Origin of the sequence: Streptomyces turgidiscabies Car8, assembly GCF_000331005.1 — a bacterium.
In the GTDB taxonomy this organism is placed as follows: domain Bacteria; phylum Actinomycetota; class Actinomycetes; order Streptomycetales; family Streptomycetaceae; genus Streptomyces; species Streptomyces turgidiscabies.
Window position 1 is genome coordinate 1 of sequence record NZ_AEJB01000662.1, and the last position, 20271, is coordinate 20271.

The 20271-nt window shown below is 69.7% G+C and carries 23 protein-coding genes and 1 pseudogene; 14 read left to right on the forward strand and 10 right to left on the reverse strand.

Features of this window, described 5'->3' with window-relative positions; translation table 11 throughout:
- Nucleotides 1-7: 7 nt before the first annotated feature.
- On the reverse strand, nucleotides 8-808 hold the full coding sequence (locus tag STRTUCAR8_RS46280; RefSeq protein WP_044474060.1) for a hypothetical protein: 801 nt from the start codon (nucleotides 806-808) through the stop codon (nucleotides 8-10).
- A 232-nt stretch (nucleotides 809-1040) separates the two neighbouring features.
- On the opposite strand from STRTUCAR8_RS46280, the gene STRTUCAR8_RS46285 reads away from it, so the two are divergent.
- Nucleotides 1041-1880: a hypothetical protein gene (locus tag STRTUCAR8_RS46285; RefSeq protein ID WP_006383451.1), complete on the forward strand. Its 840-nt coding sequence runs from the start codon at nucleotides 1041-1043 to the stop codon at nucleotides 1878-1880.
- Here STRTUCAR8_RS46285 and STRTUCAR8_RS46290 read toward each other — a convergent pair.
- The 8 genes from STRTUCAR8_RS46290 to STRTUCAR8_RS46320 all read right to left on the reverse strand — a co-directional run bounded on the left by STRTUCAR8_RS46290 (nucleotide 1818) and on the right by STRTUCAR8_RS46320 (nucleotide 7917).
- A complete protein-coding gene (locus tag STRTUCAR8_RS46290) occupies nucleotides 1818-2507 on the reverse strand; it encodes a hypothetical protein (RefSeq protein WP_143666409.1) in 690 nt (229 codons plus the stop codon). The genes STRTUCAR8_RS46285 and STRTUCAR8_RS46290 overlap by 63 nt on opposite strands.
- Nucleotides 2508-2593: 86 nt before the next feature.
- Nucleotides 2594-2968: a hypothetical protein gene (locus tag STRTUCAR8_RS53080; protein WP_143666411.1), complete on the reverse strand. Its 375-nt coding sequence runs from the start codon at nucleotides 2966-2968 to the stop codon at nucleotides 2594-2596.
- 3 nt (nucleotides 2969-2971) lie between these two features.
- Nucleotides 2972-3577 carry a hypothetical protein gene (locus STRTUCAR8_RS46295; RefSeq protein ID WP_063748557.1) on the reverse strand — a complete coding sequence of 202 codons (606 nt, stop codon included), beginning with the start codon at nucleotides 3575-3577 and terminating at the stop codon, nucleotides 2972-2974.
- A gap of 161 nt (nucleotides 3578-3738) precedes the next feature.
- The gene (locus STRTUCAR8_RS46300) at nucleotides 3739-4518 is read right to left on the reverse strand and encodes a succinate dehydrogenase iron-sulfur subunit (RefSeq protein WP_006383466.1); all 780 of its coding nucleotides are present in this window, start codon (nucleotides 4516-4518) and stop codon (nucleotides 3739-3741) included.
- The gene (gene sdhA, locus STRTUCAR8_RS46305; protein ID WP_006383453.1) at nucleotides 4518-6272 is read right to left on the reverse strand and encodes a succinate dehydrogenase flavoprotein subunit; all 1755 of its coding nucleotides are present in this window, start codon (nucleotides 6270-6272) and stop codon (nucleotides 4518-4520) included. Before sdhA ends, STRTUCAR8_RS46300 begins: the two co-directional genes overlap by 1 nt.
- 33 nt (nucleotides 6273-6305) lie before the next feature.
- Entirely contained in the window at nucleotides 6306-6797 is a 492-nt protein-coding gene (locus tag STRTUCAR8_RS46310) for a succinate dehydrogenase hydrophobic membrane anchor subunit (RefSeq protein ID WP_006383465.1), read from the reverse strand.
- Nucleotides 6798-6802: 5 nt separating this feature from the next.
- Nucleotides 6803-7183: a succinate dehydrogenase, cytochrome b556 subunit gene (gene sdhC, locus STRTUCAR8_RS46315; protein ID WP_078507528.1), complete on the reverse strand. Its 381-nt coding sequence runs from the start codon at nucleotides 7181-7183 to the stop codon at nucleotides 6803-6805.
- 209 nt (nucleotides 7184-7392) lie between these two features.
- Nucleotides 7393-7917 (reverse strand): 2-oxo-4-hydroxy-4-carboxy-5-ureidoimidazoline decarboxylase, encoded by a 525-nt coding sequence (locus STRTUCAR8_RS46320; RefSeq protein WP_006383464.1) that lies wholly within the window; start codon nucleotides 7915-7917, stop codon nucleotides 7393-7395.
- Between the two features lie 303 nt (nucleotides 7918-8220).
- On the opposite strand from STRTUCAR8_RS46320, the gene STRTUCAR8_RS46325 reads away from it, so the two are divergent.
- The 9 genes from STRTUCAR8_RS46325 to STRTUCAR8_RS46365 all read left to right on the forward strand — a co-directional run bounded on the left by STRTUCAR8_RS46325 (nucleotide 8221) and on the right by STRTUCAR8_RS46365 (nucleotide 15829).
- A complete protein-coding gene (locus STRTUCAR8_RS46325; RefSeq protein ID WP_407705493.1) occupies nucleotides 8221-9954 on the forward strand; it encodes a beta-N-acetylhexosaminidase in 1734 nt (577 codons plus the stop codon).
- A 120-nt stretch (nucleotides 9955-10074) separates the two neighbouring features.
- Nucleotides 10075-10908, forward strand: a complete 834-nt coding sequence (locus STRTUCAR8_RS46330) for a DUF4328 domain-containing protein (protein WP_006383455.1) — start codon at nucleotides 10075-10077, stop codon at nucleotides 10906-10908.
- Between the two features lie 94 nt (nucleotides 10909-11002).
- Nucleotides 11003-11551, forward strand: coding sequence for a hypothetical protein (locus STRTUCAR8_RS46335; RefSeq protein WP_006383461.1), 549 nt, complete (start codon nucleotides 11003-11005; stop codon nucleotides 11549-11551).
- A gap of 76 nt (nucleotides 11552-11627) precedes the next feature.
- On the forward strand, nucleotides 11628-12230 hold the full coding sequence (locus tag STRTUCAR8_RS46340) for a hypothetical protein (RefSeq protein ID WP_044474065.1): 603 nt from the start codon (nucleotides 11628-11630) through the stop codon (nucleotides 12228-12230).
- Between the two features lie 132 nt (nucleotides 12231-12362).
- Complete coding sequence (locus STRTUCAR8_RS46345; RefSeq protein WP_086025886.1) at nucleotides 12363-12767, forward strand: hypothetical protein; 405 nt, start codon at nucleotides 12363-12365, stop codon at nucleotides 12765-12767.
- A gap of 108 nt (nucleotides 12768-12875) precedes the next feature.
- A complete protein-coding gene (locus tag STRTUCAR8_RS46350) occupies nucleotides 12876-13457 on the forward strand; it encodes an RNA polymerase sigma factor (RefSeq protein ID WP_006383454.1) in 582 nt (193 codons plus the stop codon).
- Entirely contained in the window at nucleotides 13454-13660 is a 207-nt protein-coding gene (locus tag STRTUCAR8_RS46355; RefSeq protein ID WP_006383457.1) for a hypothetical protein, read from the forward strand. The genes STRTUCAR8_RS46350 and STRTUCAR8_RS46355 overlap by 4 nt, the downstream gene beginning before the upstream one ends.
- Before the next feature lie 328 nt (nucleotides 13661-13988).
- Nucleotides 13989-14651 carry an RNA polymerase sigma factor gene (locus STRTUCAR8_RS46360; protein WP_044474067.1) on the forward strand — a complete coding sequence of 221 codons (663 nt, stop codon included), beginning with the start codon at nucleotides 13989-13991 and terminating at the stop codon, nucleotides 14649-14651.
- Nucleotides 14651-15829 (forward strand): hypothetical protein, encoded by a 1179-nt coding sequence (locus STRTUCAR8_RS46365; protein WP_006383460.1) that lies wholly within the window; start codon nucleotides 14651-14653, stop codon nucleotides 15827-15829. The genes STRTUCAR8_RS46360 and STRTUCAR8_RS46365 overlap by 1 nt, the downstream gene beginning before the upstream one ends.
- A 205-nt stretch (nucleotides 15830-16034) precedes the next feature.
- On the opposite strand, the gene STRTUCAR8_RS46370 is transcribed toward STRTUCAR8_RS46365, so the two are convergent.
- The gene (locus STRTUCAR8_RS46370; RefSeq protein WP_078507529.1) at nucleotides 16035-16898 is read right to left on the reverse strand and encodes a L,D-transpeptidase family protein; all 864 of its coding nucleotides are present in this window, start codon (nucleotides 16896-16898) and stop codon (nucleotides 16035-16037) included.
- 281 nt (nucleotides 16899-17179) lie between these two features.
- On the opposite strand from STRTUCAR8_RS46370, the gene STRTUCAR8_RS53085 reads away from it, so the two are divergent.
- The 4 genes and pseudogenes from STRTUCAR8_RS53085 to STRTUCAR8_RS46385 all read left to right on the forward strand — a co-directional run bounded on the left by STRTUCAR8_RS53085 (nucleotide 17180) and on the right by STRTUCAR8_RS46385 (nucleotide 20255).
- Complete coding sequence (locus tag STRTUCAR8_RS53085) at nucleotides 17180-17452, forward strand: type II toxin-antitoxin system Phd/YefM family antitoxin (protein WP_044474068.1); 273 nt, start codon at nucleotides 17180-17182, stop codon at nucleotides 17450-17452.
- A gap of 148 nt (nucleotides 17453-17600) precedes the next feature.
- Nucleotides 17601-17798 (forward strand): annotated as a pseudogene (locus STRTUCAR8_RS51060) (TetR/AcrR family transcriptional regulator C-terminal domain-containing protein); the annotation flags it as partial.
- Nucleotides 17799-17922: 124 nt separating this feature from the next.
- On the forward strand, nucleotides 17923-18909 hold the full coding sequence (locus STRTUCAR8_RS46380; RefSeq protein ID WP_006383449.1) for a glycosyltransferase family 2 protein: 987 nt from the start codon (nucleotides 17923-17925) through the stop codon (nucleotides 18907-18909).
- On the forward strand, nucleotides 18906-20255 hold the full coding sequence (locus STRTUCAR8_RS46385; RefSeq protein WP_006383462.1) for a polysialyltransferase family glycosyltransferase: 1350 nt from the start codon (nucleotides 18906-18908) through the stop codon (nucleotides 20253-20255). The genes STRTUCAR8_RS46380 and STRTUCAR8_RS46385 overlap by 4 nt, the downstream gene beginning before the upstream one ends.
- Nucleotides 20256-20271: the final 16 nt, after the last annotated feature.

Here is a 20271-nt window from a genome sequence, read left to right on the forward strand (position 1 = left end):
GTCACTCTCAACACCCGCCCGTACGCCGCGAACTCACCACCACGTCGTCCATCCGCACGTCGTACGACGACGGCGACGGGTTGGCCTGGTACAGCTGCCAGCCCAGCTTCAGCTTGTCGAACGTCGGGAAGACGAAGTCGGAGTCCTGGGCACCGCCGTGATGCTTGGTGTCGACTGTCAGGTCCGACTGCTCGACCCCGTCGAAGTACACCGTGACCCGGTTGTCCGTGGCGTCCAGATGGAATTCCACGCAACTCCAACTACCCGCCACCGCCGGTGCCGACGTCTTCCACGACGTCCAGTCGCCCGTCAGGCCCAGGTCGGAGCCGATGCCCCAGAAGTTGCCCTTGTCCGTGGGGGCGTACTGGCCACCCAGCGGACGTACGAGGGTGGGGGAGTCGGAGCCGGAGGCCTCCGCCATCGTCCAGTGGGCCCAGTCGGGGGCCGTGGGGACGGCGTCCAGGCGTAGGCGCAGGCGGGCCCAGTAGCTGTTGCCGGGCGGGGCGAGGTCGGGGAAGACGAGGAAGGCGCGGCCGTTGCCCTCCGTATGGACGCGGAGTTCGCGGCCCTTGCCGGTCGAGCTGCGGGCGACGGTCAGGGTGCCGTTCGAGGTGTCCGTCGTCCAGCCGTGGCCGGCGGTGACCGGGCCGAGGGGAAGGTGGTCGAAGTTCTCCCGGGCGAGGGGCCGTTGGGCAAACACGTTTTCGTGCACCGGAGTTGCCGAGGCGGTGGGGGGTATCGCGAGCAGTGTGGCTGCCGTTGCCGCGGCGGCCGACAGTGCTGCGATCGATTTCCTCAGGATGGTCATGTGCCCAGTGTGTAACGGGAGTTGACTTGGTTCCTAGTCATACTGACGGGTATTCAGGTACGTATGGGGCGTTGGTTGTAGGAGCGGCGTTGATCGAAGGGGGGAGGGCATCGTGCGGCGGCTGATTGTAGTGGGGTTCGTGCCGTGCGGGCTCTTCCTCGGATGCCTCTGGGCCCTTGTCCGCGCGGGGAGTTTCACCGGCCGTCGTAGCGACTGGGGTGCCGTAGCTCCTGTGACCCCCGGTGCTGTCGCCGCCGCCCTTCTCGCCCTCTCCGTCGGCTCCGGCCTCCTCGCCCTCCTCCTCCAGCCATTTCAGGTGCGGGCCGTCCGCGTCCTGGAGGGCTACTGGGACCGGTGGCCGGTGACGGCCCGGCTAGCCGGCGTGCTCGTCGAAGTGCAGCGGCGGCGCTGGGAGGTGTTGCGGGAGCGGGCGCAAAGGCGCGCGCCGAGTCAGGCGGCCAGGCGGATACGCGCCGACGCTGGACGGCGGCTCGGCACCCGGCCCCCCGTCGACGCCCTTCTCCCCACAGCCCTCGGCAACGCGTTGCGCGCCGGTGAGATGAGCGCCGGCGAGCGTTACGGCCTCTCCACCCTTGGCTCCTGGCCCCGCATCTACATGCAGGTCTCCGACCGTATGTCCGACGTCCTGCGCTCCACCCGCGACGCCCTGGACGTGGCGACCAACCTCTGCTGGAGCTTCCTCGCCCTGACGGTCGTATCCGCAGCAGCCCTGTACGACGAACCCGCGCACCGCTGGCTCAGCGCTGCAGCCCTGGTGCTGGCGGCTGTCGCTTACAAGGGTGCCGTCATCGCGGCACAGTCGTACGCGGGGCTGATGCGGGTCGTGTTCGACCTGTACCGCTTCGACCTCGCGGATGCCCTGCACTACCCGCTGCCGGCCGACCGGGACGAGGAAGACGCCCTCTTCGCGAACGTCTCCGATCTGTTCACCGGTCAGGGGCGGCCCGATCTCCCGTACTACCACCGCCGTGCCGACCGCGCGCACGGACTACACCCGCACGATCCCCACCGCGCCGCAGACCCCCAGCACGTGGATCGTGAACCCCCTTGAGTGCTCGGCCGGTTCGACCGGGTCGACGCCCGTCTCGCCTATGTGCGTGAGCACCGCCCCGGACGTGTGCACCCGAACCGTCCGGTCCCTCGGAACCGTCACCTGCACATGCCCCGCGACCGCGGTGAGGTGCACCGTCGTCTCGTCGTCGGCCGACGCCCGGGTCAGGTCGGCACGCAGGTCGCCCAGTACCGCCCGAACGGTGACAGTCCCGCGCGAGCCCTTAGGCATGGTGACCTGGCCACTCGTCAGGAACCGGGTCCAACTGGTTGTCCGGGCATCGTGCGAAGCCGCCAGCGCGAGCCCGGCGCCGGTCACTACGAGTACGCCAGGCAACGCGACGTCCTCCAGCGGCTGCGCGCCGACGCTGTTGGAGACGGCCAGCCCGACCAGGGCCACGGCGCCCAGGACGAGCGGTCCGATGTACGAGCCCGTGGGCATCGCTGACCCGAACAGGTTGAGCAGCGCGACGGTCAGGAGGATCCACGGCCACCAGCGGGCCCCGAACGCCAGTGCCTCACTGGCCCGGCGCGCGGTGTCCCCAGCGAGAAAGCAACCCACGCCGAGCACGACGATCCCCGCCCACACCCGAAACCGGGACGCCCGGTTCCCGACGCCGTTTTCCATTGCCCGTCCACTCCAACTCCCGCCGCAAATAAAGGGGGAGGCGGCGCTCGGCGCAAGAGTAGTGGGCGGGTGTGGAGGGGCTGTGATCAGACCCCGGGAAAGGGAGGCGTGCGGGGCGTGCGGCGCACGGGGGGTGTGGGAGGCATGGTGGGCATCCTGGCTGCTATGAGCCTGGCACGTACCTCGTTGGCGATGGCCGGATCCTCCTGCCAGAGTGCTACGGGTGGTATTCCGGCGTAGCTGCAGACTGGTGTATGAATTCCAATGTTGCCGTAAGGGTCCTGGATCACTGCGTTCTGAGTCAGGCTTTGCGGCTGGAGAGAACGCAACCAGTTGCCGAGGTCGGCAGGCGTGTACTGGATCCAGCGATTGGGGTGGTCGAACTGCGGCCGGCGGCAGTCCAGACAGCGCAGTCTGTCGTCGGTGGTGGGGAAACCCGGTAGTTCGGCGTAGGTCAGCATGCGTCAGTTCCTTCTGGTTATCCGGCGGATCGTGGCCAGGGCTCTGCTGGGTGGTTCAGCGATCTTCACTCGGAGGAAGGTGACCCAGAAGCCGTCCACCACCGTCGCTATGAGGACGATGACGGCCGCGGGCCAGCGCCATTCGGGCTGTTTGCTGCATTCGGGCGGCACGAGGGCGGCGGCGACGCCGAGTCCGAGCAGCACGGTTCCGGCATTGAAACAGTGCACCGCCGCGGTGTTGTACTTCCGCCACGTCGCCTGGTCTTTCTTCTGTTCTTTCCACAACTCGACCCTGTGCCTCTCGACATGTCCTTCAGACAGCCAATTCACGAGATCGTCGTACGAGTACAGATAGATACGTCCGTGATAACTGAGCTGAATGCTCGCTATGAGCGTCAGGGAGGCGATGACGAGTAGCAGCAGGGTTGGGCCGGGCCAGGCGAACTCGTCGTCCGCCCCACCCACCACGCCTGCCAGGGAAAGAGCGGCAGCCGTCAGTAGAGGAGCAGCCACAAAGAGAGCCATGGCCCCGGCCGGCCCGTAACCGAGAGGCTCGGGTGTGTTCCAGGCATAGCCCGCGCCGGGCTGCGGAACTCCGGGCTCTGCCAAAGCTGACCCCCTCCGAAAGCGCCGACAACCACGCGTATCGGAGTGTGACGGCTCAACGTTCCCTTCCGCAGCAGCAAAATCACGCCAAAAACGCCTGAGGGCTCTGTTCCTGCTGGTGCAGAAACAGAGCCCTGAGACAAATTAAACAATCACCGAGAAGATCAGAACCGCCGAGTGATCAGCGCCCTCTTCACTTCCTGGATCGCCTTCGTGACCTCGATGCCGCGAGGGCAGGCGTCCGTGCAGTTGAACGTCGTACGGCAACGCCACACGCCGTCACGGTCGTTCAGGATCTCCAGCCGCTGCTCGCCGGCCTCGTCGCGCGAGTCGAAGATGAAGCGGTGGGCGTTGACGATCGCGGCCGGGCCGAAGTACTGGCCGTCATTCCAGAAGACCGGGCACGACGACGTGCACGCCGCGCACAGGATGCACTTCGTGGTGTCGTCGAACCGTTCCCGGTCCTCCGCCGTCTGGAAGCGCTCGCGCGTCGGCTCGTTGGTGTCCTTCGTGACGAGGAAGGGCATCACGTCGCGGTACGCCTGGAAGAACGGCTCCATGTCGACGACGAGGTCCTTCAGGACCGTCAGGCCCTTGATGGCCTCGACCGTGATCGGCTTGGCGGGGTTGATGTCCTTGATCAGGGTCTTGCAGGCAAGACGGTTCTTGCCGTTGATCCGCATGGCGTCCGAACCGCAGATGCCGTGCGCGCAGGAGCGACGGAACGTCAGCGAACCGTCCTGGTCCCACTTGATCTTGTGGAGGGCGTCGAGGACACGCTCCTTCGGGTCGATCTCCAGCTGGAAGTCTTCCCAGACCGCCTCGGCCGCCAGCTCCGGGTTGAAGCGGCGGATGCGGAAGGTGACCGTGATGTACGGGGAGTCGGCGAAGCCGGGCTCGGGCTCGCCGGCCGCGTCGGCCTTGTCCAGAACAGGGGTTGCCATCAGTACTTACGCTCCATCGGCTGGTAGCGGGTCTGGACGACCGGCTTGTAGTCGAGACGGATCGACTCGGCGCCGTCGTCGCCCACCTCGCGGTACGCCATGGTGTGGCGCATGAAGTTGACGTCGTCGCGGTTCGGGTAGTCCTCGCGGTAGTGACCGCCGCGCGACTCCTTGCGGGCCAGTGCGGAGACCGCCATGACCTCGGCCAGGTCGAGCAGGTTGCCCAGCTCGATGGCCTCCAGGAGGTCGGTGTTGAAGCGCCGGCCCTTGTCCTGGATCGAGACGTTCAGGTAACGCTCGCGCAGCTCCGCGATCTTCTCGACCGCCGTCTTGATCGTCTGCTCGGTACGGAACACCATCACGTTGGCGTCCATGCACTCCTGCAGCTCCAGGCGCAGTGTCGCGACGCGCTCGGTGCCCGTGGACTCGCGCAGGCGCTCCACCTGGGAGACCACCAACTCGGCCGGGTTCTCGGGGAGTTCGACGAAGTCGGCCTTCTGGCTGTACTCCGCCGCCGCGATGCCGGCCCGCTTCCCGAACACGTTGATGTCCAGGAGGCTGTTCGTGCCCAGGCGGTTGGCGCCGTGCACCGACACACACGCGACCTCGCCGGCCGCGTACAGGCCCGGCACCACCGTCGTGTTGTCGGAGAGCACCTCACCCTGGACGTTGGTCGGGATGCCGCCCATCGCGTAGTGCGCGGTGGGCTGGATCGGGATCGGGTCCGTGTACGGCTCGATACCGAGGTACGTACGCGCGAACTCGGTGATGTCGGGCAGCTTGGCGTCCAGCTGCTCCGGCGGGAGGTGGGTGAGGTCGAGGTAGACGTGGTCGCCCTCGGGACCGCAGCCGCGCCCCTCGCGGATCTCCGTGTAGATGGAGCGGGACACGACGTCACGCGACGCCAGGTCCTTCATCACCGGCGCGTACTTCTCCATGAAGCGCTCGCCGTCCTTGTTGCGGAGGATGCCGCCCTCACCGCGGGCGCCCTCCGTCAGCAGGATGCCCATGCGCCAGATGCCGGTCGGGTGGAACTGGAAGAACTCCATGTCCTCCAGCGGCAGCCCGCGACGGTAGACCGCCGCCTGGCCGTCACCCGTGAGCGTGTGGGCGTTCGACGTCACCTTGAAGAACTTGCCGGTGCCGCCGGACGCGTAGATCACGGCCTTCGCCTGGAAGACGTGGATCTCGCCGGTCGCCAGTTCGTAGGCGATGACGCCCGCGGACCGCTTCACACCGTCGATCTCGACGATCAGCTGGTCGAGGACGTAGAACTCGTTGAAGAACTCCACGCCCTCCTTCACGCAGTTCTGGTACAGCGTCTGGAGGATCATGTGACCGGTACGGTCGGCCGCGTAGCAGGACCGGCGGACCGGCGCCTCACCGTGGTTGCGGCTGTGACCGCCGAAGCGGCGCTGGTCGATCGTGCCGTTGGGCGTCCGGTTGAACGGCAGGCCCATCTTCTCCAGGTCGAGGACCGAGTCGATGGCCTCCTTCGCCAGGATCTCGGCGGCGTCCTGGTCGACCAGGTAGTCGCCGCCCTTGATCGTGTCGAAGGTGTGCCACTCCCAGTTGTCCTCCTCCACGTTGGCGAGCGCGGCGGCCATACCGCCCTGCGCGGCGCCCGTGTGGGACCTGGTCGGGTAGAGCTTCGTCAGTACGGCGGTACGGCTGCGCTTCGTCGACTCGATGGCCGCGCGCATGCCGGCGCCGCCCGCGCCGACGATGACGGTGTCGTACTTGTGGATCTTCATCAGAATTACCTCAGCCCCTTGTGACCCGGTGGCCTAGCGGATGTTCGGGTCGAAGGTGAAGATCACCAGCGTGCCCAGCAGGATCGTGAACACCGTGGCGGTGTAGAGCAGGCCCTTCAGCCACAGCCGGGTGTTCGCGCGCTCCGCGTAGTCGTTGATGACGGTGCGCAGGCCGTTGGCGCCGTGCAGCATCGCCAGCCACAGCATCAGCAGGTCCCAGACCTGCCAGAACGGGGAGGCCCAGCGGCCGGCCACGAAGGCGAAGCCGATCTTGGAGACGCCGCCGTCCAGCACCAGTTGGATGAGGAGGTGGCCCAGGACCAGCACGACCAGGACGATGCCGGACAGCCGCATGAACAGCCAGCCGTACATCTCGAAGTTGCCACGGGTGGACTTCGGGGTCTTCTTGGTGCGCTTGCGCGGGGCCTCGATCAGGGGCGCCGGGTTGTCGGCGTCGTAGCCCGGATACGTGCCCGCGCCCTCGACGGGGCCGATGCCCGAGGCGGTGGTGTCAGTCGTCGCCATGTGGGTCAGCTCCCGAACAGTTCACGAGCGGCGTGGCCGAGGACGGGGTAGATCGCCCCGATCATCAGCACGATCCACAGGCCGACGACGGTCCACAGCATCTGCTTCTGGAAGCGCGGGCCCTTCGACCAGAAGTCGACGGCGATGACGCGGAGGCCGTTCAGCGCGTGGAAGAGGATGGCGGCGACGAGGCCGTACTCCAGCACGGCGACGATCGGCGTCTTGTACGTGGCCACGACCTTGTCGTATGCCTCGGGGGAGACACGGACGAGAGCGGTGTCCAGGACGTGTACGAACAGGAAGAAGAAGATGAGGACGCCGGTGACTCGATGAGCCACCCAGGACCACATTCCTTCCCGGCCGCGGTACAGCGTTCCAGCCGGCACGGAAAACCCTCCGGGAGCGGGGATCTGGAGCCGCGCCGGCTTCGGGTGTCGGACGGGCCCGGCCGGGTACGGTCCACCGGCCCTGGCCATCGTAGCGACGTGTTGTCGGAACGCTTACAGCGGGCCTACCGATGTGATCAAACAGGCTCGTACGGGTTACTGCGTGCGGCTACTGGGGGGAAGGGGTGCGGTTGTCTGACGGGTGAGGGTCAGCTGTGGCTGGTCGCGCAGTTCCCCGCGCCCCTGAGTACGTTCCCCAGCCGCTCTCTTGCCAGGCCGCGGAGTTCCTCTGCCGCCACCACCCGTTCTTCTTCCGGATCGTTTGTCAGACGTGACCGGATGGCAGCCAGGATCTCGTTCAGGACCTGGGAGGGAGGGGTGCCGTCCAGGCAGATGACAAACACGTGCCCGAATCTGGCCTCGTACGCCGCATGCGCCGCCCCCAGGGCCATGTGGGCCGCCGAGTACACCCCGTCCGGCAGTGCGGGCAGGGACTCGGCGGCCAGGGCCTCGGAGAGGTCGCCCGGGGTCAGGTCGTACGCCGCCTCGTCCGCTGCCGCGAGCAGGGAGTCCAGGTCGGGGTAGGGGCGGTGGTCCGTGAGACGGCGGGCCCAGCGGAGGCTGCGCAGGCAGGTGAGGAGCGTGCGCTCGATGTCCTCGGCGGGCTCGGTGTTGAACCGCTCCAGGCCCGGCGGCGTAGGAGAGGGGGACTCGCTGCGCGTCTGGGCCGGCATGGCGAGCGGGCCGGAGAGGTGGGAAAGACGGTGCGCGGACAGCGTGAGTCCTCGGTGTTCTGGGGAGGCGGGTAAGGAGATGTGCGGGAGATGCGTGGGACGAGAGTGTGAGAAGTACCGCTCACATTATCGAGAAGTGGTCAGGAGCTGTCCGACGGACGTCTGAATTTCACCCGAACGGGAGAGTTTCGGTACGTACGGTGGACCACTTCCGTGGGATGCGGTCGTAGGTTCAGAGGTGGAGGCGAATCAGGAGGTGCGTGGCATGCGGGCGATACGTGAGGCTCGGGCAGGTGGAGACCGGTGACCGGGCGGAGGCGACGGGCTCCTGAGCGGAAACGGGGTCTGGGGAGGAAGACGTACGGGCAGGGGCCCGGGTTGCTTCTCGGGGCCGGTGTTCTCGTGGCCGCCGGTGCGGTGGGTGTTTCTGTCGCCCTCTGGCCGGTCGGCGACGCGGGTCCCGACACCGACGCCGGCAGCGACATCGCGTCGACCGGCGCCGCCCGTTCCTCGGACGACGGCGGCGCCGGGGCGACCGGCTCCCCGTCCACCGCGTCCCGCGCCCAGTCCCCCGCCTCGCCCTCTCCGTCTCCGGCCCGTGTCTACCCGCTCTCCAAGACGCCCCGCACGATCCCCGCCGTACGTGAGCACATACCCGCCCGGGGTCCGGGCTGGCGCCCCGCGACGGCGTCCCGGGTGGTCGTCGGCGCCGGCGCCCTCGCCGACGAGGGGAAGCTGCTCGCCGGTGAGCTGCGGATGACGTACGGCGGGACGGCCGCCCCGCGTGCCGGGGACGTCCAGCTCAAGCTGGACCCGGGCCAGGCCACGAAGGGCCCCGAGTCCTACACCCTCACCGTCAAGAGCGGCCGCGTCACCGTCGCCGGGCCCGCCGAAGCCGGCGTCTTCTACGGCACCCGCACCCTCAAGCAGGAGGTGAGCGGCGGGAGCACCGCCCCCGAGGGCATCGTGCGCGACCGGCCGGCCAAGGAGCGGCGCGGGCTGATGCTGGACATCGCCCGCAAGCAGTTCACCGCGTCCTGGATCAAGGACCGTGTCCGTGAGCTGGGCGACCTCAAGTTCAACGAGCTGGGCCTGCATTTCTCCGACGACCAGGGCTTCCGGATCGCGTCCGACACCCACCCGGAGATCGTGTCCGGCGACCACCTCACCAAGGCCGAGGTCCGCAGCATCCTCGCCCTCGCCGCGAGCCGCCACATCACGGTCGTGCCCGAGATCGACTCCCCGGGTCACCTCGGCGCGGTCCTCGCCGCCCACCCCGACCTCCAGCTGAAGAACGCGCAGGGCACGCCGGCGCGCGGAGCGATCGACATCTCCAAGCCGGAGTCCGCGAAGATCGTCGACGACCTGCTGGGCGAGTACGCCGACCTCTTCCCCGGCGCGTCCTGGAACCTGGGCGGCGACGAGTACCGGGCCCTGACGGTCTCCAGCCCATCGACCTCCTACCCCCAGCTGGCCGCCGCGGCCACCCGGAAGTACGGGTCCGGCGCCGGTGTCTCCGACCTCGCGACGGGCTGGCTCAACGACCGGGCCGCCACCGTCCGCGCCCACGGCCGGACGGCCCTGCGCGCCTGGAACGACGGCTTCTACCAGTCGAGTTCCGTCCAGCCGGACAAGAACATCCAGGTCGCCTACTGGACCGGCAAGGAGATCGGGGCCCGGCAGCCGGCCGGATATCTGAGCGCCGGCCGCAAGGTCGTCAACTACAACGACGAGTACCTCTACTACGTGCTCGGACAGCCGAACACCTTCGTCTATCCCACCGGCGAGCGGATCTACAAGCAGTGGACGCCCCGGGTGCTGCGCGGCAGTACGGCCGTCTCCTCGGCGTACGACGGGCAGATACTCGGCGGGGTCTTCGCCGTCTGGTGCGACCTCGCCGGGTCGCAGACCCAGAACCAGGTGGCCGCCGGGATACGGATGCCGCTGCGGGCGACCGTACAGAAGCTGTGGGACCCCCGGGCGCAGCCGCCCCTGTCCTGGACCGACTTCAAGAAACTGGCGGGCAGGTTGGGCTGAAACGGGGTGGACGTACAGGCCCGGTGCGCATAAGTTCCGCACGACTAGTACGAGTATTCGCCTGTCGGGCGTGGTCCTGGGGAGGGGCGGCGCCCGTTTTCTCGTTCCCGGGGGATCCATATGTTGTGCAAGCACTGCAAGCTGTCCACCGCCGCTTCGCCCGAGGGCCTGTGCTGGGACTGCGCCGACGCCGCCGACGAGCCCACGTCCGGGCGCACGTTCGTGTCCCAGCCCGTGCTCTCGCCGCCGACCGCGCCCACCGGGCCCGCCGTCCAGCCGCACGGACCGGCCTGGCTGCGTTCGCCGGTCGGACTCGGCAAGGCCGTCGCCGTGATGCTCGGCGTGGTCCTCGCCGCCGACCTCTTCTCCGTCTACGCCGGCCTCACCATGTATGACGCGATGGGCTCCCTCGCGGACGACGGCCTCGGCGTCGGCGGCTACAACGCCCTCATGCGCCGCGCCGACCACGCGGACACGCTCTACGCCGCAGCCGGGGTCGCGCAGACGGTGACCTTCGTCGCGACGGCCGTCTTCTACCTCGTCTGGTTCCTGCGCGTGCGGGTCAACGCCGAGGTGTTCGATCCGTTCGGGCACAGCATGAAGCGCGGCTGGGCGGGCTGGGGCTGGTTCGTGCCGGTCGTCTGCCTGTGGTACCCGCGCCGGATCATGCTGAACATCTGGGACGCGAGCAGCGCCGCCGGAACCCGCGCCTCGCACGCACTCGTCAACGCCTGGTGGACGCTGTGGCTCATCGCGCTCTTCACCAACAGTTTCGGGTCCAGGGCGTACGACCGGGCCGACACGGCGGAGGAGATACAGGGCGCCACCGGCCAGGTGCTCTTCTCCGACTCCGTCGACCTGGTGGCAGCCGTGCTCGCGATCCTCGTCGTCCTCCGGCTGACCCGTATGCAGCACGAGAAGGCACTGCAGGGCCCCGCCTCCGTGGGCGTCTGACGTCCGATTGTCCGATCCCTGGCCAACCCGCCGCTGTCTGTGGTGTATTCGGCGCGGGCAGTGCGAGCAGAACCAATACGCCAGGGGGACGGCATTGGGTTACTGGGGTTACTTGATCGTGGGCAGGAGCGCGCGGCCGCTCGCCGAGACCGACGCCCTGCGCGCCGTGCGCGACGGGCTGACCTCGCGCGAACGGCGCGACGACGGCTGGCAGGTGTGGGAGTACCCGAGCGGCGGCGCCGACATCGGCAACATGAACACCCTCGCCCTGGAGACCGGCGCGCCCGCGCTCTTCGGGTACGTCATGGACAGCCACTGCGTGGTGCTGGAGGCGGCGGCGCCCGAGAGCGGGGCGTGGACCACCTGCCTGGCGCGCGACGCCATGGCCGGCTACCTGGGCGCCGGGCAGAGCGACGGCGGGGAAAGCGGGTCGGACGCATCGGACGAGGGGCTCACGCTCACTCTCGACGACTACTTCCTCGAACCCGGCGACGCGGCCGAACGCGCGGTCGACTGGGCGGCCGAGGCCGGCCACACCGTGAACGCCGGGCCGCTTCTCGACGTACTGACTTCGGAGCCCGACCCGTTGGCCGAAAACCTGTTCTTCCGGTTCCTCGACCGACTCGGTGTTCTGCCTCTGTGACGCTCCGGGTGCGTCGCACGCAGTAGGGGACAGTACGGGCTCCGTAAGGGATGGCGCCCTGGGAGGTGAGGCCTGCATGAGTCTGGTGGAACTGATCGCCGATGCCGACGAGCTGGGCCTGACAGCCGGCGGACTGGCTTGTTTGGATCGGTGCGTGTCCCTTCTGGGCGGGGACGACGAGATCCTGCGCCCCCTGTGGGCGAGCCTTGCCGACGGCAGCGACGCGGAGGACTGGGCGACTCGCCTGGAACAGGCCCGCGTCAAGCTCGACGCCGGCGGCGTACCGGCCGCCCCCGCTGCCTCCCCCGTTGGCTCTCCCGAGGGCGAGGCAGCCCTCCTCGCCCGGTGGATGCTCGCCGCCGCCCCCGCCGTCCGGTCCGCGGCCGAAGTGCGCGAATGGGCCGACGCCTGCTCCGTCGCCGCCCTCCGCATCCACCAGCTCCTGGACGCGTCCGCCTCCGTATCCGCTGCCGACCCGGCTTCGGTCGAGTCCTACCGCGCGGGCGGTACGGAGGGCATGCCGCCCCTCGTGGCCGCCGAACTGCGCCGCCAGATCACCGTCCTGGAACTGCTCGCCGGGCACGGTTTCGGCGGACTGCGGCAGGCGCTGGCGGTGTCGACGGAGGGGCGCCGCGTGCTGCGCGCGGTGGTGTCGCGACGGGCGCGGGGACGGGCCTGACCCCCGGCGGAAGCTGAGCCCTGTGGCGTTCCTGTGGTTGTCCTGGGGCGGACGTGGGGCGGTCCCGCGCTGATCCCCGTAAGCCGCCGGAATCGGGTGCCACCGATCGCCACCTGCGCGCTTTCCTGGACTGTGATCGCACACCGAGCAGCACACCGAGCACCCGCCCGCCCGCAGGCCGCCGCCAAACCCGTGCGCTGGGCCGCCGACACCGTCGCGACGATGCGCGAGGGCGCGCGGCTGCGCCTCGACTACTCGACCCAGAGCCTGTGGCGCGTCGACCGGATGATCGAGGAACTCCGCCGCGAGCAGACCCCGTACGCCGCCGTGGAGTCGGTGCTGCGAGGCTTCGGGGCGTACGCGGGCGAGGTGATCGTGCGCCGGACCGAGGGCGGCGCGGAGTGGCTGGAGGCGGACGGCGCGCACTGGATCCGTACGGCCGACGGGCGGTTGTGGGACCCCGCCGACGAAGCCCGCCGCTGTTTCGCCGGCCACGGTTCGCTGCGACTGCTGTGCCGGGACGCCACGGCGGTCTGAACCGCGCCGAGCAGTGACGTTTCCGTGCCGGGCGACGCAGATGCCCATGGGGACGGGGAGTCGAACCCGCACTCGCACTCGATACGCCGTGACGGACGAGGACAGCGCTTGGGCCAGGGACGACGGGAACCCCGCCGGGTACAGCTGTACGACGAGGAGTTGGGTGTCGCCGTCGCGCGGGCCCAGGACGGTGACGAGGCCGCCTTCGCGGTCGCGTACCGCCTGGTGCAGCCCGGACTCCTCGGCTATCTGCGGGGGCTCGTCGGCGACGAGGCGGAGGACGTGGCGTCCGACACCTGGCTGGAGATCTCCCGCGACCTGGGCCGGTTCAGGGGCGACGGCGCCGGTTTCCGCGGCTGGACGGCGACGATCGCCCGCCACCGCGCCCTCGACCTGCTGCGCCGAAGACGGGTACGGCCCCAGGGGACGGCGCTCGAACAGGACGTACTCGACCTGCCCGGCCCGCACAGCACCCCCGACCAGGCCCTGGAGACCCTCTCCACGGAGTACGCCCTCGGGCTGATCGCCGGGCTCCCGCGCGACCAGGCCGAGGCGGTCCTGCTCCGCGTGGTCGTCGGCCTCGACGCCCCGGCCGCCGCCCGCGTCCTCGGCAAACGCCCCGGCGCGGTACGCACGGCGGCACACCGGGGACTGAAACGCCTCGCCCGGCAGCTGGGGGAACCGACGTGAACGGCGACGACATGAGTGGCAGCCGACCGAGGGGCCCTCTGCGCCTGGCGGGACTGCTCGCCGACGCCCTGCGCGAACACGTCCGGGACGACGACAACATCAGCGGTGACGCGGAACGGAGGGCGATCGCCGCGTTTCTCACGGCCCGGGACTCCGGCGCGCACAAGGTGACCCGCACCCGGCGCCGGGACGACTGGCGGTGACCGGAACCGCTGTCGCGGAGACGGCCGGAGCCGCCACCCCCCACAGGAGAGGCCCCGGCCGTCGCGCGGCACGGGCCGCGCGGCGGCCCGTATCTCCTACAGCGCCACGCGTGCGGTTTCTGTCACTCCGTCACTCCGTCACGAGTTAGTTGCACGTTGTACGGACATGGACGAGGAGCGCTTTCACGCCGTAACGTGCCTTTCGCTACAGGCTGCGGACGTCGGGCACCCACGTTCACCGAGCCTGGGACCGCAGCCATTCAGGAGAACCACGACGGCGAGAACCAGCTCCGCGAGAGCGGCGCCGGTTCAGGCGCAAAGAGGTGTGGTGCAGGGGGACGACGCGGAGCTGACCACCGCGGTGCTTGCGGCACAGACCGGGGACGAGACCGCGTTCCGGACCGTGTACCGCGCGGTGCACCCACGGCTGCTCGGATACGTGCGGACACTGGTCGGCGACCACGACGCCGAGGACGTGGCGTCCGAGGCCTGGCTGCAGATCGCCCGTGACCTGGACCGGTTCAGCGGCGACGCGGACCGGTTCCGGGGCTGGGCCGCGCGGATAGCCCGTAACCGCGCCCTCGACCACATACGGATGCGCGGACGCCGCCCCGCCATAGGCGGCGACGAGACCGAGCTGTCCGGCCGGGCCGCCGACTCCGACACGGCGGGCGAGGCCATGGAGTCGCTGGCCACCGACAGCACCCTCTCCCTCATCGCCCAGTTGCCGCAGGACCAGGCCGAGGCCGTCGTCCTGCGGGTGGTCGTCGGCCTCGACGCCAAGACCGCCGCCGAGACCCTCGGCAAACGCCCCGGAGCCGTACGCACGGCGGCGCACCGAGGTCTGCGGCGGCTCGCGGAGCTGCTGGGGGCGGACCCGGACGCGGCCGCCGCGCTCGACGCGCTGCCGCCCCCACGGGAACCGCACGGACGTGCGGTGACGTCGGCCGGTGTGACGCATACGCGTTCGCGGACGCAGAAGGACATGTGATGGCCGACGACGACCGGTACAGGTGGCTGGACCGCGCTGCGGCGGAACGCCTGCTGAGCGGGGAGCCGCTGGAGGCTTCACTGACGTCCGCGGGCCCCGAGGCCCGCGACCAGGCGGAGCGGCTCGCCAAGACCCTGGACGCACTCTCCGTGGACCCCGCGCGGAGCGACGCCGAACTCCCCGGCGAGGCCGCCGCGCTGGCCGCGTTCCGCAAGGCGCGCCCGGCCCCGGACCTCACCGCCGTCGCACCCGCGACCGCCACGCCGCCCGCGTCGGACATCGGCTCGGACATGGGCCTCGTACGGGTGGGAGGGTCCCGGCGTTCCGGCGCCTCCCCTCAAAGGCGCGTCCGCGCGGCCCGCTGGGGCCGTCCTCTGCGGCTGGGGCTCGGTGCCGCGCTGGCCGCCGGTATGGCCGGCTCGGTCGCGATGGCGGCGGGCGTCGGCGTCCTGCCGAACCCGTTCGGCGGGGACGCGCCCGGCAGCCCCGCCGCCACTGTCTCTGCCGCCGAGTCACGTGACCCCATGCTGGGCTCGCCGTCGCCGGACGGCACCCGGGGCAAGAGCATCCCGACCCCCAGACCCGACGGCACGCCCGGGGGCTCCTTCGGCAACGGCTCCCCGGCACCCGGGGAGAGCTGGAAGGGCCCGGCGGACGGAGGCCGGGGGTCTCGCTCCGACATGGGGCTGCCCGGCGACTGGCGGGGTGGACTCGCCTCGTCCTGCCGCGACATGCGAAGCGGCAAGAAGCTGGCGGCGGAGCGCAGACAGGCACTGGAGAAGGCGGCCAAGGGCGCCAAGAAGGTGCCGCAGTACTGCGACAACGCGCTGAAGGACGATCCGTCCGTCCACTCGAACGCCGACACGGGCACGGGTGCGGGCACCGGGTCGGGCAAGGGAGACACCGGCGCCGGTGACAACGGCGGCCAGAACGGCGCCGGTGACAACGGCGGCCAGGGGAACGGCGCCGGCGGCAGCAGCAACGGCGGCGGCGGTGGAAACGGCCACGGCGCCGGCAACGGGAACGGGAACGGCGGCAGCCACGGCGGGCGGGCCGCGACACGGCCGACGCCCACCCCGACGTCCTTCACCGCGCTCGGATCGCACAAGCCCCAGGACGACCCGGCCCCGGCCGCCGCCCCCTCGTACGGCGTCCTGCCGCTCCCGACGGCCACCTGACGACCCCCGTCCCCGCCTGCTCGCGGGAGCGGGTGTGACACTTTCGGCGGCGTCGGCGCAGTAGACAGTGAGCCGACTGGTCATCGGTTCCTCGCACAGAGCCGGGGGTTCCCCCCGTACCTTCGGCTCGTGCACCTGGCGCGGGCGGGACACGTTCCCCCGGTCCCGTCCGCGCCCCGAACAACCCCCCCTCGCCGCCACAGGCTCACCAGTAGATGACGACCTTGTCGCCGGTGCTCACCTCGGCGAAGATCGCGGCGATGGCCGTCTCGTCCCGGACGTTGACGCAGCCGTGCGAGGCGCCGCCGTAGCCGCGGGCCGCGAAGTCGGCGGAGTAGTGGACGGCCTGGCCGCCGCTGAAGAACATCGCGTAGGGCATCGGGGAGTCGTAGAGCGTCGACACGTGGTGCCGTGACTTCCAGTAGACGCTGAAGACGCCTTCCCTGGTCGGCGTGTACTGGCTGCCGAAGCGCACGGCCACCGTCGAGACGGTCCGGCCGTCGATCATCCAGCGCAGCGTCCGGCTCGACTTGCTGATGCACAGCACCCGGCCCCTGAGACAGCGCGCGTCAGGATAGGCGGCCGGCTGCCCGCCGGTCAGATACAGCTCCCACTGCCCGGGTTCGTGTGTCATCCGCAGCAGCCGCTGCCAGGTGACGGTGTCGGTCTTCCCGGTGCGTGGCAGCCCGCGCTTGCCCTGGAAGCCCTTGACGGCGTTCTCCGTCAGGTCGTCGTAGGACCCGGTCGGCCCGTCGTAGAGCCAGGCGACCTGGTGCAGCCGCGCCTGCAGCTCACGCACGTCCCGCCCGCTGTCCCCGCGCGACCAGAGAACGGGGGCGGGCGGTACGGGAGCGGGGGGCGCCTTCTTCGGTGTCGGAGCCGGAGTGGGAGTCGGCGCCGACCCCGACCCCGACCCCGGTGTGGCCGTGGCGCCGGGTTTGTCGTCGGCGGGCGGGTGCGAGACCTGGATGTGCACGGGCGACCGGGGGCCGCCGTCCGGATCGGTGGTCCGTACCGTGCATCCGCCCACGGTGAGAGCCGCGAGAACGACGAAAATCACCTTTCGCATATCCGTAGTACGCAAGCCGGACCCCCCGAAGCTCAGCATCTGACCCCCATCCGTCCGCCCCGCCGATTCGACACCTGCCGCACATGACCGGGGACGGACTCCGCTGCGTCGTCTGAGTGCGGCGACTGGCAAGCTACGCGCCGCCGTCCACCATGACCCGGGAGTCCGAGCGGGGACTACCCGTCGAACCGGTGTACAACCTTGGACGCGCTGTTGGTCCCGGGGGTCCTGAGGATGCGCCGTACACTGCCGCAGGTGTGTCAGATGTGTACAGTTCTCATATGGAGACGTATCCGCTCGTGGAAGCGCGTAACCAGCTTGGGCAGCTCGTCGGCCGCGTTCGGCACGGTGGTGAGCACATCTTGATCAGCGAGTACGGCAAGCCTGCGGCGGCTCTGGTGCCGATAGGGGAGCTGGAGGAGCTGGAGCGTCTTCGTGATCAGGCTGACATCGCTGAAGCACGCGCCCTTGAGGTGGCACCGGGTGGGCCGGGCATGACACACGACGAGTTCATGGCCCAGCTGGAGGCCGAGGACCGGCGGGCCCAACAGTGAGCTACACGGTTGTGTGGGAGCACCAGGCCATGGGGGAGTTCCGCCGTCTCCGCCAGGCTGATCCGGTGGGAGCGAAAGCCCGTGCGGCGGCGGTGCGGGCCTTGGGGGACGAGCCCCGGCCGGAGGAAGCGCGCGCCGCCGCTCGGCCGTCCAGTCCCTTCCCGGCGAGCACCGGGACAGGTGTGACGTCGAGGAGCGGGTCCGGCGGATGGCAGACTTTCCTCTGTCGGCCGCGGCCGGCGCCGAGGTCTTCCAGGACTACGACCGACAGTTCGAGGAAGGGCTGAAGCTGGTGCTCGCAGGAATCGGGACGACGTACGCCGTGACGTACGGCAAGTCGTCGTGATGCGCTGGGAGTTCGGCCCGGTCCTCATCCGTCGAGCACTGTCCGGTCATGCCCGAGTTGACACGCGGCGCCGAATACCTCTTACTGTCGCGGAATCTGCAGCTGAGAGAGCCCAGGTGTGCGCGTGACCAATCGTCCCCCGATACTGTCCGTCATCGTCCCTTGTTACAACATCGAGACCTATGTCTCGGACACAGTGACGAGTCTCGTCAACAACGACCAGGACGACTTCGAGTTCATCTTCGTCGAGGACCGCTCGACGAAGGACAAGACCTACGAGGCGTTGCTGGAGCTGACGAAGCGGCTGAAGCACGGCAGGGTGATCCAGCACGAGCACAACGGTGGCCTGGCCACCGCCCGCAACACCGGCATCGACGCGGCCGAAGGCACCTACCTCACCTTCCTCGACGGTGACGACTGGCTGGCCCCGGGCTATCTGAAGGACCTCGTGGACGCCGTCCAGCGCCACGACGTCGACTTCGTGCGCACCGACCACGTCCAGGTCAACGGCATCGAGCGGGCCGTCCACCGGGCCCCCGAGGGCCGCCGGAACGTCCCGCTGGACCCGCGCACCTCGATCCTCCCGGTCGACGACACCACGATGGTCGACTACCCCTACGCCTGGGCGGGCGTCTACCACCGCCGCCTCCTCGACAAGGGCATGCTGCGCTTCCACGACGGTCTGAAGACCGCCGAGGACCGCCCCTGGATCTGGGACCTGCACCGCAGGGCCGAGTCCTACGCCGTCGCCAGCCTGCGCGGTGTCTTCTACCGCCGGGGAGTCACCACCTCCCTCACCCAGATCGGCGACGTCCGCCAGCTGGACTTCTTCCGGTCGTTCGACCTCGTACTCGCCGAACTGGCGAACGACCCCGAGGTCGGGCTGCTGCGCAAGAAGGCGCTGCGCAACTACTGCGTCGTCATCGCTCACCAGCTCCTCCAGCGCAGCCGGTTCGACCGGCCCACCGCCGCCAAGCTGCGGCAGATGAGCGCCGACGCCCTGAACAAGATGTCCGAGGACGAGCTCCAGGCCGCCCTCATCGGGATGGGCGAGCAGCGTGTACACCTGCTGCGGCGCGTGCGCGGCGGTATGAAGGGAATCGCGGCATGATCCAGATCTTCTTCTCGGCGACGCAGTACGCCGCGGCGACCGTCACGGCCGCCATCCGCGCCGGGCTCTTCGGCCCGCGCGAGGACCACCGCCGCATCCTGGTCGTGAGCAACACGGCCGCCATCCCGGAGGTGGGCACCCCGCTGGACCGGATGTCCGGCTTCGAGAAGCTGCGGCCCGAGTTCGACGAGGTGCGCTCGTGGAACGAGTTCATCTCCCCGCACCACCCGGCCGGCTGGTCCCCGCGCGCGCAGGACGCGATCATGTGGGAGAAGGCCGTACGCCTGGCCTGGGACCTCGGTGACGAGCCCGTGGAGATCGCCTGCGAGTCGATCCAGGCGAACCCCTCCCGAGCGGTCGCCGAGATCTTCGCCGACAGCCCGATCCACGTGTACGCGGACGGCCTGATGAGCTACGGCCCCACCCGTAACCGCGTCCCGCACGGCATGAGCAGCCGCATCGCCCGTGTGCTGCACCTCGACCTCATACCGGGCCTTCGGCCCCTGCTGCTCGCCGAGTACGGCGTGGAGCCGGTGCCGATCCCCAACGAGCCGATCGTCGGCGTACTCAACGAGATCGGGGAGCAGGGCGTCGACATCCTGGCCGCCCGCATCCCGGCGGAGAACCGTCCGACGGCCGTGCTCCTCGGCCAGTACCTGTCCGCCATCAACCTCATCACCCAGGAGGAAGAGGAGGAACTGCACGTCCGGATGCTCCGGGCCGCCGCGAAGGCCGGTCACACGGCCGTCCTGTTCAAGCCGCACCCGAGCGCCCCGGCCGCGTACTCCACGTCCCTGCAGAGCGCCGCCACGGCACTCGGCGTGCACCTGAGCGTGCTGAACGAACCGGTGCTCGCCGAGACGGTGTTCGCGTACCTGAAGCCGCAGCTCGTCATCGGCTGCTTCTCCACCGCGCTGATGACCGCCGCGACCTTCTACGGCATCCCGGTCGCCCGGGTCGGCACGGACTCGCTCCTTGACGCCATCACGCCGTACGAGAACAGCAACCGCATCCCGCTGACCATCATCGACGCGGCCCTGCCCGACGCGGAACGCGATCTCGCGTCCGCCATCGGCACCCCGTCCGACGACCCCGGGCTCGTCGAGCGGCTGTCGCCGCTGGTGAAGGCGGTCGGGTACTGCATGCAGTCCCGTAAGCACCCGCAGCTGCGCGACGAGGTCGCCGACTGGCTGTCGGTCCATCTGTCGGAGAACGCCCACTACTTCAAGCGCCGCCGCCTGACCAGCCTCCGCCTCCCCGGCGGCAGCACGGTCCGCGCGGAGACGCTGCGGCGCAACCCGACGGTCCGCAAGGTCGTGAAGAGGGTCAGGGCCGTGCGGTCCTGACGGGTACGGACAGACG